Raw genomic sequence first — 16,735 nt, 5'->3', positions numbered from 1 at the left:
TTCTAATTTTGTTATCGTAACAATTCATTTTCCAATATTTGCTTTAAGCTGGGGTCAGATGGACGTGGCGCATCATCCAAAATGATACGGCCCTCCTTGTCAAAAAGTATAAAGCGTGGAATGCCTGTAATATTATAATCTCTTTTTATTTTTGAATTCGGTCCTGCAAATAGATGGATACCTCCCATTTCTTCCTCTCTAACCATCTTTTTCCATTTTTCTATGTCCTGCTGACTGTCGGTCGAAATACTGATAAAAACGATATCCTTGCCATGCATTGCCTTCTCCAGTTCCTTAAGATGAGGAATTTGCTGACGGCAAGGACCGCACCAGGTTGCCCATACATCAACATAAACGACTTTGCCTTTTTGTTGATATAGTGACACCATATCACCATCTATATTGGGAAATTCAAAATCTGCCGCCTGAATACGGGATTTGTTCTCTGGAAATTTTTTCTTTAGGCGTTCTACTTGTTCCTTTTGATCTTTGGTCGCAAAATATTGCCCGTAAGAATCTAACATCGTTTTTAATTGATCATAGAGCTGTATTTTTGGCGTAAAGACTCCTAACAGATATTCACCTTTCTGACGGTTAGTGCTAAGGAGAGCAATTTTACTTTCAACATCCTGACTATGATTTGTAGCAAAATTAAGATATAATCTCAAAAACTGCTTTCCGTAAGGTAGGTCAAATACCGAGTCGTCCGGAAATTTATTTTCAATTATCATTGCCTTGTAAAGAGCCGGATAATCTTCCTTTTTAGGATGCTTGGTCCGTGGCGTTGACAAATACTGCAGTGCGTAAAACTCCATATCAAATGATGTTAACTTGTTCAGTAACTCATCAAACTTTGGATTGCCTGTCTTTATACCTTTTCTAAAATTCACTGCTTTTTTTGCTGTCTCATCAAGATCTGGAAAGAAGTCTTCATAATTAGTAATGCCATCTACTGTATATGAATACATAAAATGTACGGATTTTCTCTTCAGCGATTGCGTCAAATCCATCCAACTGCCTAGCTTCTTATTTTCAACGGTATTATCGCCGATAAACCGCGCGTGTACGCCCTCTATAATCAATTCTGCTTTATCACCAGGTTTTATATAAACCGGAAATTGACCGTCTTGACTTTTAGGAGAGCCTACCATATAAAGCCCTTCATATCCTGGCTCATAAGAAAACTCAAATCGTCCTCCTTCTTTGAGTTTTGCACTAGTTAATACTCTAGGTTCGCCATTTTCGATTTTCATTAAAGACACACTCCCTTTTATACTTGCACCTTTAGGATCAACTATACCTTTTATGATGCTAGTCTGAGCGATGGCATGACTAGCTAAAAATGTCACTATAGTGACTACAAATAACTTTTTTATTGTTTTCATCTTTAAGTATTATTTATTGAATAGCATTTATTTCGGCAAGACCGGCAAAAGGAGGTACTTGGGACTTCTTAAAGATAAACTTGAAATGCTGTGCTTTCACTGGTTGTTTAAATTTCAACACCTTAATATCTGGACTTGCTGGCGATGAAGTAGTACTAGTTGCACTTCCATAATAAACACCTTGCAATTTCCAATTCACCCCATCATCGCTTGATAAAACATCTGTTTCCAATAATCCTGAGGTGCGGTATGAGCCATAAGCAGGAGTAATTTGAAATGCACGAATTTCATTTTTTTCTTTCATATCAATAGAAAACCAGCCGTTGCCACCTAAAGCAACCGATATCCAGTGGGTTGTGTTGTCATTATCCTTAATATTGCCAATCGATCCATTTAAAGTAGCTCCCGATTTTAAAGCCCAATTTGTCTTGTCTATGAAAGGTCCACTTGAAACTGGATGAATACCGCTTAATATGTTGCTAAGTTCTAAGAACAAATAGGAAACTTCACTAGTTTCTTCTGCAGCAACTGAGGGATAATCAATATAATTGGTCTTAAGTGGCAATATATACTTTACTCCATCTTTAAAGAGGCTGACATCGTCAAACTGTACTTTAATACTCGTTGCGTTAAACAATTGGTTTGCTGCTACCGTCGCTGTATTTAAAAGTTTATAAGACCCTCTTGGGAAATAAATATACTCTGTATTGTTCTTCTTGTTATATTCTTCTGCCAACGTAGCACTGTTGTTTTCATCAAGAGTAACGACTACAGGCTTAAAAAAAGGCTGATTTAATGTCACTCTAAAAGTCGCTGCTGCGTTCTGTCGATCAGGAGTTATAATTACATTTAGGTCACGGACAGTCGCTGAACTTGAAACAGATGCCTTCAAATTCATAACGTTAACTTTGTATCGAATATACATTAATTCACTTTTCAACTTACCTGATCCCTGTATTACCTTCAATCGAACAGGCACAACAAAAGTTTTAATTCCCTCTGATAACCCATTTATATCATTCAACATTAACGATACGCTATCAGTAGAGGCTAGTTTTCCAGCCTTAACTTGTATTTCAGAATGCTCAATTTTAAAACGATTACTTGTCAAAATTGGAGAAGATGAACCATAAATTCCATCAAAAACCACAATTAGGTCATAACTTGTATCTATTTCAGCAGATACTGTTGTATTTCCTGAAACAGTATCTAATAAGATTACTGGAAATTTCCCCTTGTTGTCGCTTGGCTTCATGTAATTCATGTTGGCTATAACATGGTCACTACCATTTACCGGTATAACATCATAAGCTGCTATATTGTCAGATACATACTTCAAAAGATTAGTTTGCGACTCTTCCTTTTTACAACTTATTAGAAGTGTGATAAAACAAGAAAATAAAAATATGATGTACCTATTCATACTAACGTTCATTTTGAATGATTAAATTATTATTAGCTATCACCACTGGAGAGAATGGCATTAAATATCGTGGCGAGAAGGGCTGTAATGAATTATAGAGCTCAGTAGAATCATCATTATAACGTTGTATGACTACTTTATACTTCCCCTCGCTATTGAGTCTTTTGAGATCAAAAAGCCTTAATCCTCCTTTTGCATATAACTCCCGTCGACGTTCTTCCAGAACTCGCTCTACAACATCTCCTTCAGGTATTAATTCCACATAATCGGAAGTTTTAAAGCGGAACTGACGAAGATGATTTAATACCTCAATAGCTTCCTGATCTCTATTTTTTCTTGCTAAACACTCTGCTTTAATCAGTAACATTTCTGGAACTCCCAAGCTATAGTTGAACGGGTTAGTGGTAATCCCACGATTTGTATAAGTAGGCAACGTTGCTTTGCCTGTAGTTGCTTTGTAAACAGTATTATACGCCAATCTTAAATCTTTGGGTTCTTTTAAAAAAACATCCAATAAACTCTTACTTAATTGTAAGTTTTGATTATGTAGACCAAAAAACTGAACATCATATCCAACTTTTGCTATATATAACTCAGGGTTATTTTGCTGATCAACAATAGATATTAACTTACCATTAACTCCAAGTTCCGGGTTGTTTTGATTTTTGAAAGACATCTTCCTGTAGTCCTGTAAAGTATCCTTTAAATCCAAAGCAGCTTGGGCATGACTCAAAGCAAGTTCAAAATTAGACATCATCAGGTAGACTCTCGCCAACAAGGCATGCGCTGAAGCTTTTCCTGGATGAAGTATGTCTACTCCAAAGTTGGGTAATTGTTTTTCATTCAATACATCATTTAATTCGTTAATGATATAGGAATAAACTTCATGTACTGTCCCTCTAGCGGGAGTGTGGTTAGAAGACGGCACTAATACCAATGGCACTGCTAAATCAGAAAGTGCTTGTGTCTTTTTATAATCCCATCCGTAGATTCCCACAAGCTGCGTATAATAATATGCTCTATGAAATTTAGCTTGTGCTAAAACTATAGCTTTCCTTTCGTTAGAACCCTCCACAGCCAAATTTATATCATTAATTACTATATTTGCCTGTAATATAGCTTTATAGGTTTCATTATACGTAATATCATTCTCAGATTTACTAAATATGGCATCACTCCATAAATATGTGTTTACATAGACGGATGAAGTGCCAGCATTTTCAATAATCTGATCATTAATATGCAAATCATCTGTAATTAAGTCCGCTAACAAAAATTTTTAGGTCGAACATCTAAAAATGAATCACAACTACCAAGTATTAATAATAGTGATATGCAATAAATCGCATTTTTTAATTTTGTTCTCATAATTCTAGTTTACATTTCTAAACTGATACTCATTACATAGTTTTTTGGTCTTGCCAATCCAATAGCTCCATTCGTACTTATAGCCTCTGGATCGACACCTAGATCATTACGAACCCATAAAAAGGGATTTTCCAACTGTCCGGAAATAGTTATTCCTTTTACAAACAGGCCTTTTAAAAGACTAGGCGGAACTCGATAGCCAAGTTGTATCTCGGTAATACGTATATGATCTGCAGTCATAATCGTATTGCTTGCGTTTTGAATTCCAATTACCCTATCCAGATCATGCTTAGCCATAACAGGTACATTTGTTTTTGTTTCATCACCTGGCTCTCGCCAACGGTCTTTAATAAATATATTCCGGTCTATTTTAGGTGTCATTTCCGGAATATAACGACGAAAGACATGTCCAAAATTGAAAACGGATCGAATAGACATAAACATTCCCTTATAGTCTAAATTTGTTGACAGTCCTCCTGAATAAGGCGCGCGTCTTCGACCACTATAAATCACTGAGGTGCCATCTGGTAGTTTTATGATTTCGCCAAGACCGCTGTAATACTGCGGATTACCCAAAGTATCAAGCCCTGCCCAATTGTAACTCCAAATATTGTCAGTTGTATATCCAGTCCTGGAAGCATTTAAATACTGTGTAGTTAGCGAAAAGGGCTGATCTGGAACCTCAAGAGCTCTATTCTCATTATAAGCTGCATTTAAAACAAATCGCCACTTCAAATTAGGTTTACTCAATACGCCCGCACTGATAGAAACAGCAACTCCTCTATTTGTGATTCTACTGTAATTTACCTTAGAAGATAGCCCCGAAGAAGGGTCTGCAGGAATACTGCCTTGCTCTAACCCAGATGTATTATTGTCATAAACTCTTGCATTTAAAGAGTATCTGTTGCTTAATATTCCAATGTTGAAATTAAGCTCTTTATTAACTTTGGTTGGAGGCAATAAACCCGATGTACTCTCAATAGGCGTACTTGTCCCCCCTCCTCCAGTTACTGAATTCGCACCCATCATAATTTCCATCCCAGCATAAGGAGTGATATTCTGTATTGCTAAGCCGAAACTTAAATTATTAATCAGATTCGATTTGAAATACTTTGAGGTCGCTATATCATAATTTAAGCGACCATTCCAAGTATTCCCACTTTTAGAGTTCTTATCAAATTTCCATTGTATATTTAAGGCATTTTTAAAAAATCCTCCATCAACAATTGCTGATATAGCAATATTCGATTGCCCACTCTGCTCGGCGTAGTTAAAACTATTGATATTTATTGCCGTGTTCGCCCAACTTGTCTGATCAAAGCGACTTGCTGAAATCTGATTATGTGGTAATTCAGGCACAGAAACGGAGCTAGCCGATGTAGTGAGTCTCAGTTTATCTACAAAACTCACCCAACCTTGCATAAACTTTTCATTACTAACGTTCCAAGATAAACTACCGCGTCGACTCACCGTACTTGAATACGAAGGTGTTCGTCCAAAATTAGGTTTGTAACTGGATAGGTACTGTATTCCCAATTCGTATCGATTCAAAAAGCTGTAACGAAAGCTCCCATTCATGTTAATGCTTCTAATATTCGTCTCTGATCCGGTACCTACTGCATTCAATCTTATAAAATTCAATCTATTACCTTCAAAATTAGTCAATGTTTCATCTTCAATAGCTAACAGAGGATAACCTATAGCCAAGCTTTCGTTGTACCCATACAAAGTTCTGCCAGGTGAATTAAGAGACTTGCTGCTTGCTAAGCCAAAGTCTATGTTAGCATTTATCGTATGAATTTGACTGAATCTTTTACTTAACGCAAAACCAGAATTCAATCTATATTCAAATGCTGAATTGTTTATTCTCTTAAACATATCACCGACAGGTATATAATATTGCACATTATCCGTTCCAGGATGTATAACCCCAAAGTCATTGAATAGCTGCCTAGCTTTGCTCGACTCAGCACCTATAATATTGTCACTGAATCCTGAGGACTTGGAAATCCGAAACGAGTTGGCCCATTTTAACATTTTAAAAGGCTGAAAGTCTATTTTTAAATCAGAATTTATCGACCGTCTACCTGTCTCTGTAAAAGAAGATATCGCATCTTGAAAGAGATTAACCCCATTATTCAAATAGCCCACCTTACTCATGCGCTCATTTAAATAAGCATCGGGGTAATGGTAAACAAAATCTCCATTATGGTCAAAAAGCATTTGATAGGGGTCGTATGAATCTGTTCGCCCTTCTGTACTATGTGCATCGGATTTATCGAAATTAATTAACATAGAAGCTGTTAGTTTTCCATTCAACAATCGTAGATTATTACGTAAGTTAAAACCGTAACTCTGATCTTTAGAACCAATATTTTGTGATCTATTAAGCCTATACATTCCATTAAATGCATACTGATATATCTTGCTCCCTCCTGATAATTGAAGAGAATGATTTTGATTAAAAATATTTTGTTTCAGTGACCGCAATTGATCTCTGTTATTCAATAAGCTTAAAGAATCCCATTTTACTTGAAATTGTTCTTTACTTAAGGTGCCTTTACCTAATTCAAAAAGGAAAGTTTCAGCAGGACTCAAATTCCCCGGATTAACGGCAGAAGCATCCTTTGGGTAATATGTTGCTATCTTGCGGTCAAAAGCCTCCTTATAGTAATCCAATACATCTACCGAACTTGCCAGTTGCATCGCTTCCAAACTATTGTCAACAGGACGAGAAAAATAAATATTTGAACGATAATTAATCCTGACTTTACCAGGTTCTCCTCTTTTAGTTGTGATGAAAATAATACCTCCTGAAGCCTTGGGTCCCCATTTCAAGCACTCTTCGGGATCAGTAACGATCTCTATAGACTCTACATTATTCATTGGAAAATCACTAGGAAAACCTTCTTGTGGAAAACCATCAATTACGACCAACATACCCGAGGTTTCTGCACCAAAGCTACTGGCACCCAACATTTGCGGCAACATTCCTCTATTATTCACCTTTGCCTCTCCTATGCGCGTTGTAGCAGATTCTAAAAACTTCATATCTCTTATGAATATTTCATAAGTGGGAAACATTTCATACCTATACTCATCTCCATACTGAGGGTGGTTTAACGCTGCTTCATACGACTCTCTCGCTAATAGACCATCTTTAGTTATATATATTTCCCCTGGCGTGGAGGTAACCAATGGCTGCATGGTTAACCCTGGTACCCCACCCTCTAATATCTGTCCTAAGTTTTGGTGTAATTTATCTTTCAAATCCAATTGGGTTCCTGCCGACCTTCTCGCCCTAACCTCGGCCTGCTCAATTTGATTATTTTTACGCTCAAGCACTATTTTTCCGATGTTAGCTTTTGCTTTTACTTCTTGAGGTACATAGCCAACACAGGATATGACCAAAATCTGTCCCTCGCTTACATTTCGAAATAGAAAGCTTCCATCGTCTTTGGTTAATATAAAACCCCGTGTCCCCTTCAGTCTTACGGTTACTCCTTTTATAGGCTTGTTATTTTCATCGATAACGATGCCTTTGATATCTATCGCTATATTTTCCGAAAACTCTCCATCTTCTTCTGATTTGTTCGAACTTATAATCGAATGTATAGGCTTATCTTTAACAAAAACAGTTTTGTTTTGAATCTCTAATAAAATTGGTTGGTCATTGCAGATAAGCTTTAATGCTTCAGCTAATGAAGCGTTTTTAATGTCAATATCAACCAGATGTGTATTCTTTAACGCGTCTGCTGAATAAATAAAACCATAACCGGTTTGCTTTCCAATTTCTAAAAACAGTGACTCTAATGTCGTTTTTTTCTTTGAAATATTGATTTTTTGTGCAAATGTCTCCGCACTCACATACATAAGTGAACACAATAGGATAACGGTAGTCAACCTCATAATGAGCCATAGTTTTTTTATATACGAATTTGGGACACCCCGTCTTTGTGTATAAAGAATATTCATAAATTAGTATTGCAACAGAAATAAACAGACTGCCAGTGCATTTGAATTACCAGCAATTTCCTTATTTTTGTTAGGTCTTGAAATGTATGATGTGCCGACCATTTGCCGTGAGAAAGCACATCAAAGTTAATTAGTTAGCTTTTTGATAGACTTAGCCATCTCTTTTTAGGGGTGGCTTTTTTCTTTCTTACTTCATCACGATGACCCTCCTTCCCTCGACTTTAAATTTGACCGCACTAGCTTTTTCAATTACAGATAGTGTTTCATCTAGTCCCCCGTCTTTAGACGTAAAACCACTGATCCGTTTTGTCGGTCTCTCCCCTTGATATTCTATCTCGACGTCGTAACGTCGTTTTATCTGATCTAGCACCTGCTCCACGCTTTCGTTATCAAAATGTAAGATACCATCCCGCCATGATACGGCGGTAGCTACTTCTACTTCTTTCACTGTTATACGCCCACAAAGCAATGTCGCTTGCTGTCCAGGTCTTATTTCAACAGGATTTTCCGGTGTCTCTTTTCCTTCTTCAATAGCCTTTAAGCGTACTGATCCCTCTAGTAATGTAGTCTGCGTACTATTATAGCTAGGATAGGCTTTAATATTAAAATGTGTTCCCAATACGACAGTCTCTTGTCCCTTCGTTTCAACGATAAATTGCTTGCGACCTTTTGCCTGTCCATCTTTGGTAAGGGCTAAAGGTGCGACTTCAAAATAGGCTTCTCCTTCCAACATTACCCGCCTTTCATACCCTTTGAACGAACTTGGATACGTCAGCGTTGATTCTGAATTTAGCCAGACTTTGGTTCCGTCAGCGAGCAACACTTGATACTTTGCACCTCGGGGAATCGACAACACAAGCTTCCTTTCTGTCCCTTGTGAAGACATTGCAATAGCTGTTCCATCACTATAAGTGATCATTCCAGAATCAATTGCTAAACCTTCGTGATCACGACTCAATTCAACCACACTTCCATCTTCTAGTGTTAGTAACGGTACGCCCGAATTTAAATCCGATACAGATTTTACCGGAGTAGAATTAACCAACAAATTATCGACACTAGGTATGCTGTGTTTACTTATAAAATAGAATCCTAACCCAATAAAAAGAACGCACAGTATTGCTGCCAAACGTATTTGCGGTAATTGTAACCAAGCTTGGAATTTATACCTAATCGCCATTAACACCGTTACATCTTCTTTTTTATTTTCTTCTGTGTTTACGACATTGGCCTCTAATATTAACTTTTCTTTAAACTTTTGATGTGCAACAAGTGTATCTACCGACTTAAACGCTTCTCTATACGATTGAAAAAACTCGGGATTGGTTAATTCTTCAAAAACCCGTCTGTTACTTGGGGATTCATTTAACCAAGCATCAAGTGATTGAGATTGCTCTTCGCTTAAACTTTCACATAAGTAGCCGACAATCAACTCGCTTACAAAATATGCTTGTTTAATATCTTTTCTTTCCATTTTTAACATTTAGGTCTAGCCCGATACAAGTTCATTTACGGTTGCAGATCGGGGCTTTTACTCTAAAAACAACTATGATCGGACTTTTGTCCAAACCAAAATCACTTTTTTTAAAAAAATTTGGTACTATAGGATGATAGATTCGAAATAATAATATGGAGACTTATAAATTTACGGCTTGATTTGCAATAAGGATGATAAGCAAAAGGTCAAAGTCGTTTTTCGATAAGCTCTTTTTTAACAAGCTAAGCCCTCTCGCTTTTTGACTATTTACGGTGCTGATGTTTAGATTTAACTTCTCGGCGATTTCTTTAGGCTTCAGGTCTTCCTCAAACAACATTCTAATAATTTTGCCGCATTGATCTGGTAGTTTATCTATGGCGCATGAAAGGTTTGACCAGACTTCGGAGCGAATAATCTGGTTCAGAACGGGCTGTTCGTCACCCTCACTTAATTTGACATAGTACTCTTCATATTTTTCTCTATTCTGGCTTTTCTTTATATAATTTAAACAACCATTTTTTGTCGATATATATAGGAATGCTTTTAAAGATGCGACAGTTTGGAAACTATGTTTGCCCTGCCACAGCTTTACAAATACATCTTGAACTATTTCATCAGAATCAGCTTCATCGTTCATCAGTCTTTTGGCAAAAAGAAACAATAATGGATAAAATTTATAAAAAAAATAATCTAAAGCACTCTCACTTCCAGCATTCAACGCTAAAAGTAACAACCGTTCTTGATGATCATTGGGTTTCATAATTGTATTCACCGTACAAAACCTGGGGTAAAAAAAACACGACTTAAAACCCAAAGTTTGTGAAGGGTCAAATATAAACATTAAAATAATAGATTTCCTACAGCAGGAATGATGATTTTTCGATTAAAAATGAAATGTACCCTGCACTCGAGATCCTGCCTCCCCTCCCAATAAGCTTATATTAAAGTCTCATAGCAATAACCAACTGGCTTTTTGGAACTATCTTAAGCTCGAAAGTACGGTTTCGATCACGGTGAATTTCTCATTTAAACTGTAAAAACTAAGGTTTCTCCTTAATAGAAAGATTACTTTATTCTTCCTCTTTGACTCTATAAAGCTGAATTTCGAGCTCTCTGGTCTTGGAGTCGCTTTTACTGAATCGATAAGACGTATGAGGAAGACAAAACAAATGGCCGGACTGCCCCGTGACCTATGCCACGGCAAGTACTAACAGATGCTAGAAAAAAGCGTTCTATTATGAAAACTTTATGGTTCGCGGCTTGTTATTACAGTCCTAAGGAATTCATCCTTAGGGTTTAATAGTGTTTTAAAACATGAAAAAGTTAGTTTTATCAGTAGCATTGATTTCCTGGATCGGATTTAGTGCTTCGGCTCAAGAACAAAAAAAGGAACACAACAAGGAGAAACACCACATGCAAAAGGAACACAGTATGCAACATTGGTGCTGGAAAGATGGAAAAATAATGGAGATGAAAGATGGTAAATCGATGCAATTGACCAAAGAAACCAAAGTTGGCGATGTTTGGATACGCCCCAACGGGGAGGTGGTGATGAAAGATAAGAAAGTCGTGCAGCTGAAAGCGGACCAGTATCTCGACCATACCGGTGCAATCCATCAGATGATGAAACCAAAAGAAATGAAAATGCCCCCTTCTAAGAAGTAGAAAAAAAAACGACCTATTGGTAAGCATGATGGAGTAACGGCAACTTACTCCATCATTAATTTGATAAGCTCAAAAGATTGCTGCCATACTGCGCGCTGCGCTTGGTGTACTTGAATAATCGATTGATTCAGGTCGGATAATAAGGCACGGCCTTCGTTGTACAACGCCTGTTGGAACTGCTTAGATGATTGCGTCAGGTCTACGATGACATTTAAGCGATCGAGCTTTTGTTTAGCTGCATTAATTTTGGCCTGTTTTTGCTGTAATCGAATATGATCAACTTTTTGCTCCTGCTGAATATTTAGCCCTGTGGCATTTGCTTGCCACAAAATCTTGTTTAATGTGGGTTTGGCCGTAAAAAAAGAAGATAAAGGGATCCGCATCGTCAGATTCACGTAGCTGTTGCCATACCACTCTGAGCCTCTATCCAAACGAAACTCATTGCTGAAATACTGTTCGCCAAAGTATGCATTTATTTTTAATGCGGGGTATAGTTGCCTCTTTATCGCTTTCTGTTGTAATGTATAATCTTTTAAATCAACCTGCAAGGTGGATAGGTTGTAATTTTGGCTTTGATAAGCCTCAAGAAGTGCTATCATATCGGCTATGCTGGAGCTCAGATAAGGGATGCTGTCTAGGTCAATGTATTTCCTGAGTTCAAGATCGGCGTCGAGCAAGACAGCCCATGCTTCGCCCAGTTGTATGCGTTTACGTTCGAACTCCTGTTGTGCACCCCGGTAATTGATGTCGGTTTCCCGCCCTTCCTCGTAACGTATTTTGGAAATCTTGAGTATATTATCGTACTGAATAGAATCCTGTTGGGCAACGATATACTGTTTGGTCGCTAATACAACAGCGGCATAGGCCAAGGTAGCTTTCTCCTTCCATTCTTGCTTGTAAGCTTCTATATTTAAGTTTGCCTTTTGTATGGCGAGATCTTTCTGTTGATATTCAAGGTTTTGCTTAGGATCAAATATAACCCATTCCAACTGTACTCCGGCTTTGGAAGACCATTTTGTTGCAAATTTTAGAGGGACGACTGCGCCGTCCTTTGCGGATGGATCAAAGGCTATTGCCGGCACAGGTGTAGTGGGAATAATAAGGTTACGCTGCAAGTTGGCATCTATATAAAATACTGGAATCCGATTGGTCTTCAGTTCGTTCAACTCCTCTTGCTTTACTTTTTTCTGTAGGTTGCGCTGCTGCACAACTAAGTCCTTATCCGATTGGTTCCAAAGATCTTGGATCGTTAAACTTTGACCAAAAGTTAAGAATGGCGCCAGTAATAAATATAGGTGTAATAGTCGAGTCATGTTAAAATACTGAAGCAGGTTCAAGTTTGGAAATTTTACGCACCGCAAATAGAGAGCCACCGATAGAGATGAATAAAGTAACAGCTAATAAAAATAGGCAGAAGGTAATGGACAAATCTATGATTAACCCTGCATTTTTAACGCCCAGCTTAAATCCAAATAGAAATAGCATAGCGATAGCGTATCCGAAGAGTGCATAAAGAAAAGCTTGCATAATGATTAACTTGTTAACGTAGCTGCTTGTTGCTCCAATGGCTTTTAATGTGCCGTAATCTTTGAGACGGTCCAATGCGGAGGAGTACAATGTGAGCCCTATAATAAAAAATCCGCTTACGATGGCAAAGATCACAAGGGTACCAAAACTCATGCCCATGTTGGATGTGATCAAAATCTCTTTTACGGTGGACTTCTGGAGTGCACGTGCATCCCAGGCTCTCAAGTGCGGAAACAATCTGTGTATAGCGGATATAGCCTGCTCCTTGTCAGTGGTGGGCTTTAGATCAACGATTATCACACTCACCTCGTAGGGCGATACGTTGCCAAGTGTCCGGACATTTTCTAGACTGGTATACATCAGACTGGCGCCAAATGCCTGGGCATTTTTTGTCAATAGTCCAATACGAGCGGCCTTTCCGTTGATTTCTACGGCTTTGTCAAGAGACAGTTGGGTATCCCAGCTTTTTGCACTATAAATCTCTGCCGAAAGTGTATTCGGATTTGTCAACGAACTGAGGTTGCCTTCGACTATTTTTTCGGGAACGGGTCCCATGATAAACTGAGTTGCGTCGGCGCCTACCAAGGTAACGGTAGCAGTCTTGCCGTCTAAGAAGGAAACACGAGCGGAAGCGAGTACAACCGGGTAAGCGGCTTTGACATCAGGAAGACTGCCGATCTGGTATACCAACCTTTGGTCTATGCTATTTACGATATTAATATTCTTACTCTGTCCTTCGATGATCCAAAGCTGATTGTCTTTTACAGGAGCGTTGCCGATAAGGTTGCCCATTAACCCCATTAAAAAAATCAGTAAACTAAGCTGTTGACCAATCAAGAAAATGCTGATCACAATAGCTGTAATCACACCAATGCTTTTGGCTTTGTCAAATTTGATGAATTTGAAGGCTATTCTTAACATTACTTAATCTTTATTATGCAGTCTACCTTGCTGTTGATAACCAGATTGTTGGGTCCGGTAATCTCTATTTTAACCTGACGTACCCTGCGGTCCACGGCTTCGTTAGCCGTTTCGTACAATATGGACTTGTTGGATAGTATCGGACTGATGTAAAATATTTTACCGCTAGAAACTTTATCTAATCTACCTACAGGGAATATTTCTACGTGTTGTCCGACTCGAATATCATTAGCGAACAACTCATCGACTTCGGCTTGTATTATCGGATTTTCGATTTGAATAATGGTACCTAATTTTTCGGTACTGCTGATACTTTGCCCGATACGTGCCGGAAAATCACTGATGGTGCCCGAAACGGCGGCTTTGATTTGCAGATCATGTAAGCGCCTATCTGCCTTTTCAATTTTTATGCGTTGTTCTTTTTCTTGGGCGCGATGGACTTCTAACTGTTGATAAAGGCCCTGCAGATTGGACCTTTGTTGTTGCCAATTGGATAAGTCACCTTCTAGATTCTCTCGTGTTTCCGCGTTTTGGGAAAACAGTCTTTTGGAAGTCTGGTATTTTCCCTCCAGTTCACGAAGCTTGATCTCCGCATTCTTTATGTTTTCAAGAGTCACTTTTTCGTTAGATTGTAGTTGCTGTAACTGTGCTCTGGTTTGCTCGAGCTCGAGATCCGTATTATCGGACTTCAAAGTGATCAGTGTTTGACCTGCAAGCACGGAGTCGCCCTCTTGAACAAATATTTCTTTAATAATTCCTGTGGATGGACTTGATATCAGTACATCTCCTTGAACTGAGGTGACCTTTCCAATAGCTCTGGTCTCGGTAACTTCATTGAGTATGGTTTGCGCTCGTTTATCATCCTGTGATTCTTTTTTTGATGAACTACAGGACTGTAAAATGGAAAATCCCAGGTATAAGCATACCAGGGCAGAGTTATTTATAATCTTCTTCATTTTTAAGTGTATTAGATACCACCCCTTCTTCGACGTATACAACTCTGTCGGCAAATTTCCGTAACCGCAGATCATGGGTCACAATGACTACTGCTTTGCCAGCAGTGGCTAATTCCTGTAGTTTACGCATAATGACTTCGGCACTTTTGGCGTCTAGTGATGCCGTGGGCTCGTCGCAAAGGATCATAGAAGGGTTTGTTACCAACGCTCTCGTTATGGCTACTCGTTGTTTCTGGCCTCCGCTAAGTTTCTTAGGTAGGTTTTCTAAACGATCTCCGAGACCGATGTTTACCAATGCTTCTTTGGCCTTTTGTCTAACTACAGGTAGTGCCAATCCTTGTAAGAGTAAGGGTTGCATAACATTCTCCAAGGCGGTAAGTGGCTCTATCAAATTGAAGTGTTGAAACACAAATCCTATTTCTTGAAGCCTGATTTTGGCAAGTTCTCTTTCTTTAAAGTTTGTAATATTTTGATTTTTGTAATACACCTCGCCCTCAGTAGGATAAATAACACAACCTAATATTGAAAGTAAGGTGGTTTTTCCACTTCCGGAAGGGCCCATTATTAGGGTCAAGCTGTTGGTCTCAAACCGAATATCGGTAGAAGCCAGAGCCGTAATCTTTGTATCACCTGTCTTGTATATTTTATTAACGTTCCGTAGTTCAACAATAACCTCTTTCATACGATGATATTTATTCGTGTATTTATTAACTTCTCCACAGAACTCATGAATGCTTTGCTTTTATTTCATGATTTCTCTGCTGCTGTCTCAATAGGTATGTGCGGTTTTATGCCAAATGGGTATTTCATATGCTGCTTTAGAATGAACAACAAACCATACGATCTTATGTTTCGAACCTGTACATGTAATTTGTCTTACCCAATAATGACTGTAATGCATTAAAATTTATAAATATAATGAAAAGTGTATTGAATAATAAAAACGAATTGGAATAGCATCGGATTTGTAGATGGCCGATATAGAAGTTAATCGGGATCGGGATAAAATCGGTTAACAAGTTGCCTATTAAGGGTATTTTTTGTACATTAGGCTATATGGGATTAGAAAACATTACAAAGCAAAGGCTTTTGGATGCTCAGAACCATGGGTATACTGCAATTATTACAAAACAAGACTCCAACCCCTTGGATCCTATTTGGATCTTTGAAAAAGTAAAGGAAGCTGAGTTAAAACACCTTTCAAAGAAGCTCAATGCCACATATCAGCTTGGCTACTCAATTTCGGAAGCGCTAAAAACTATTGATGACTATGCGTTTATAGGTAAGGTTAGTCTACCAGACTAGTCGGGTTAAAAATCAAGGTTAAAACTTTTTTAGAAAATATAAACGGCTGCTTCTGATCTTTATATGAAGTAGCCGTTTTTGTTACAAAACTATAAATGGCTGTGTATTTGGACTTGGACTTGACAAGCACAATTGCTAACGGCTCTAATACGGTATTCTTTTTACGTTTCATAACACTGTGCCGAGATATAATTTGAAAGGTATAGGATGTTAATATACGGCTTTTTATGACTCCATTGTGGTCCCTATATCTCTTTGGCTCAGAAAGTAGTTATTAAGTTTATTTTTAACAATTTCAAATTACACATTCAATTAAACATAATTAAATTTCTCACTATATTTACATAGTGAGAAAAATGGTAACCATATTGTTTTTATCAGTATATCTGACCACTTTCACTCCTTTCAAGGAGGTGTGGAAGCTCCCTATACTGATCGAGCATTTTATGGAGCACCGCGCAGAAGATCCCTCGATTTCAATTTCGGCTTTTTTGGATATGCACTACATGCAGGGCAATCCGCGTGATGCCGATTATGAGCGGGACATGCAATTGCCTTTTAAGGTGATTTCGCATGCTGGAGTAATCTCCGTTGCGATCCCCCCTTCGTATATTTTTTTCCAAGCTGCTCCTCCTTTATATAATCAAGAGGAGAAACCTATTCTATACGACGTAGCAGCTTATTCTTTCAATTTTCACCGTTCAATCTGGCAACCCCCAAAAAGCTGTTAATA

General features: G+C 38.1%; 13 protein-coding genes. 3 read left to right on the top strand and 10 right to left on the bottom strand.

The annotated features are described in order from the left end of the window. Positions 1 to 11: 11 nt before the first annotated feature. The 6 genes from G7B20_RS14680 to G7B20_RS14655 form a co-directional block, all read right to left on the bottom strand. The gene (locus G7B20_RS14680; protein ID WP_164112174.1) at positions 12 to 1,385 is read right to left on the bottom strand and encodes a TlpA family protein disulfide reductase; all 1,374 of its coding nucleotides are present in this window, start codon (positions 1,383 to 1,385) and stop codon (positions 12 to 14) included. 13 nt (positions 1,386 to 1,398) lie between these two features. Next, complete coding sequence (locus G7B20_RS14675; RefSeq protein WP_164112173.1) at positions 1,399 to 2,808, bottom strand: BT_3987 domain-containing protein; 1,410 nt, start codon at positions 2,806 to 2,808, stop codon at positions 1,399 to 1,401. A gap of 1 nt (position 2,809) precedes the next feature. Then, a complete protein-coding gene (locus G7B20_RS14670) occupies positions 2,810 to 4,081 on the bottom strand; it encodes a RagB/SusD family nutrient uptake outer membrane protein (RefSeq protein ID WP_164112172.1) in 1,272 nt (423 codons plus the stop codon). 104 nt (positions 4,082 to 4,185) lie between these two features. Further along, positions 4,186 to 8,085 carry a SusC/RagA family TonB-linked outer membrane protein gene (locus G7B20_RS14665; protein WP_164112171.1) on the bottom strand — a complete coding sequence of 1,300 codons (3,900 nt, stop codon included), beginning with the start codon at positions 8,083 to 8,085 and terminating at the stop codon, positions 4,186 to 4,188. Between the two features lie 253 nt (positions 8,086 to 8,338). Continuing rightward, positions 8,339 to 9,625, bottom strand: coding sequence for a FecR family protein (locus tag G7B20_RS14660; RefSeq protein ID WP_164112170.1), 1,287 nt, complete (start codon positions 9,623 to 9,625; stop codon positions 8,339 to 8,341). Positions 9,626 to 9,788: 163 nt separating this feature from the next. Further along, positions 9,789 to 10,388, bottom strand: a complete 600-nt coding sequence (locus tag G7B20_RS14655) for an RNA polymerase sigma-70 factor (RefSeq protein WP_164112169.1) — start codon at positions 10,386 to 10,388, stop codon at positions 9,789 to 9,791. Between the two features lie 554 nt (positions 10,389 to 10,942). On the opposite strand from G7B20_RS14655, the gene G7B20_RS14650 reads away from it, so the two are divergent. Then, entirely contained in the window at positions 10,943 to 11,293 is a 351-nt protein-coding gene (locus G7B20_RS14650) for a DUF6799 domain-containing protein (protein WP_164112168.1), read from the top strand. A gap of 44 nt (positions 11,294 to 11,337) precedes the next feature. Here G7B20_RS14650 and G7B20_RS14645 read toward each other — a convergent pair whose 3' ends face one another. Genes G7B20_RS14645 through G7B20_RS14630 form a run of 4 tightly spaced genes read right to left on the bottom strand, consistent with a single transcriptional unit; the run spans position 11,338 to position 15,379 of the window. Beyond that, entirely contained in the window at positions 11,338 to 12,606 is a 1,269-nt protein-coding gene (locus G7B20_RS14645) for a TolC family protein (RefSeq protein WP_164112167.1), read from the bottom strand. Between the two features lies 1 nt (position 12,607). Then, positions 12,608 to 13,741 (bottom strand): ABC transporter permease, encoded by a 1,134-nt coding sequence (locus G7B20_RS14640; protein WP_164112166.1) that lies wholly within the window; start codon positions 13,739 to 13,741, stop codon positions 12,608 to 12,610. Then, the gene (locus G7B20_RS14635) at positions 13,741 to 14,697 is read right to left on the bottom strand and encodes an HlyD family secretion protein (protein ID WP_164112165.1); all 957 of its coding nucleotides are present in this window, start codon (positions 14,695 to 14,697) and stop codon (positions 13,741 to 13,743) included. The genes G7B20_RS14640 and G7B20_RS14635 overlap by 1 nt, the downstream gene beginning before the upstream one ends. Next, complete coding sequence (locus tag G7B20_RS14630) at positions 14,678 to 15,379, bottom strand: ABC transporter ATP-binding protein (protein WP_164112164.1); 702 nt, start codon at positions 15,377 to 15,379, stop codon at positions 14,678 to 14,680. The genes G7B20_RS14635 and G7B20_RS14630 overlap by 20 nt, the downstream gene beginning before the upstream one ends. A gap of 374 nt (positions 15,380 to 15,753) precedes the next feature. Between G7B20_RS14630 and G7B20_RS14625 the strand changes: the two genes are divergently transcribed. Both G7B20_RS14625 and G7B20_RS14620 read left to right on the top strand, forming a co-directional pair. Further along, positions 15,754 to 16,002 (top strand): hypothetical protein, encoded by a 249-nt coding sequence (locus tag G7B20_RS14625; protein WP_164112163.1) that lies wholly within the window; start codon positions 15,754 to 15,756, stop codon positions 16,000 to 16,002. Positions 16,003 to 16,358: 356 nt separating this feature from the next. After that, a complete protein-coding gene (locus G7B20_RS14620) occupies positions 16,359 to 16,733 on the top strand; it encodes a hypothetical protein (protein ID WP_164112162.1) in 375 nt (124 codons plus the stop codon). The last annotated feature ends 2 nt before the right edge of the window (positions 16,734 to 16,735 follow it).

Origin of the sequence: Sphingobacterium sp. xlx-96 (assembly GCF_011007365.1) — a bacterium.
GTDB lineage: Bacteria > Bacteroidota > Bacteroidia > Sphingobacteriales > Sphingobacteriaceae > Sphingobacterium > Sphingobacterium luzhongxinii.
The sequence above is the reverse complement of the archived record's forward strand: the minus strand, read 5'-3'. Positions and strand labels throughout refer to the sequence as shown.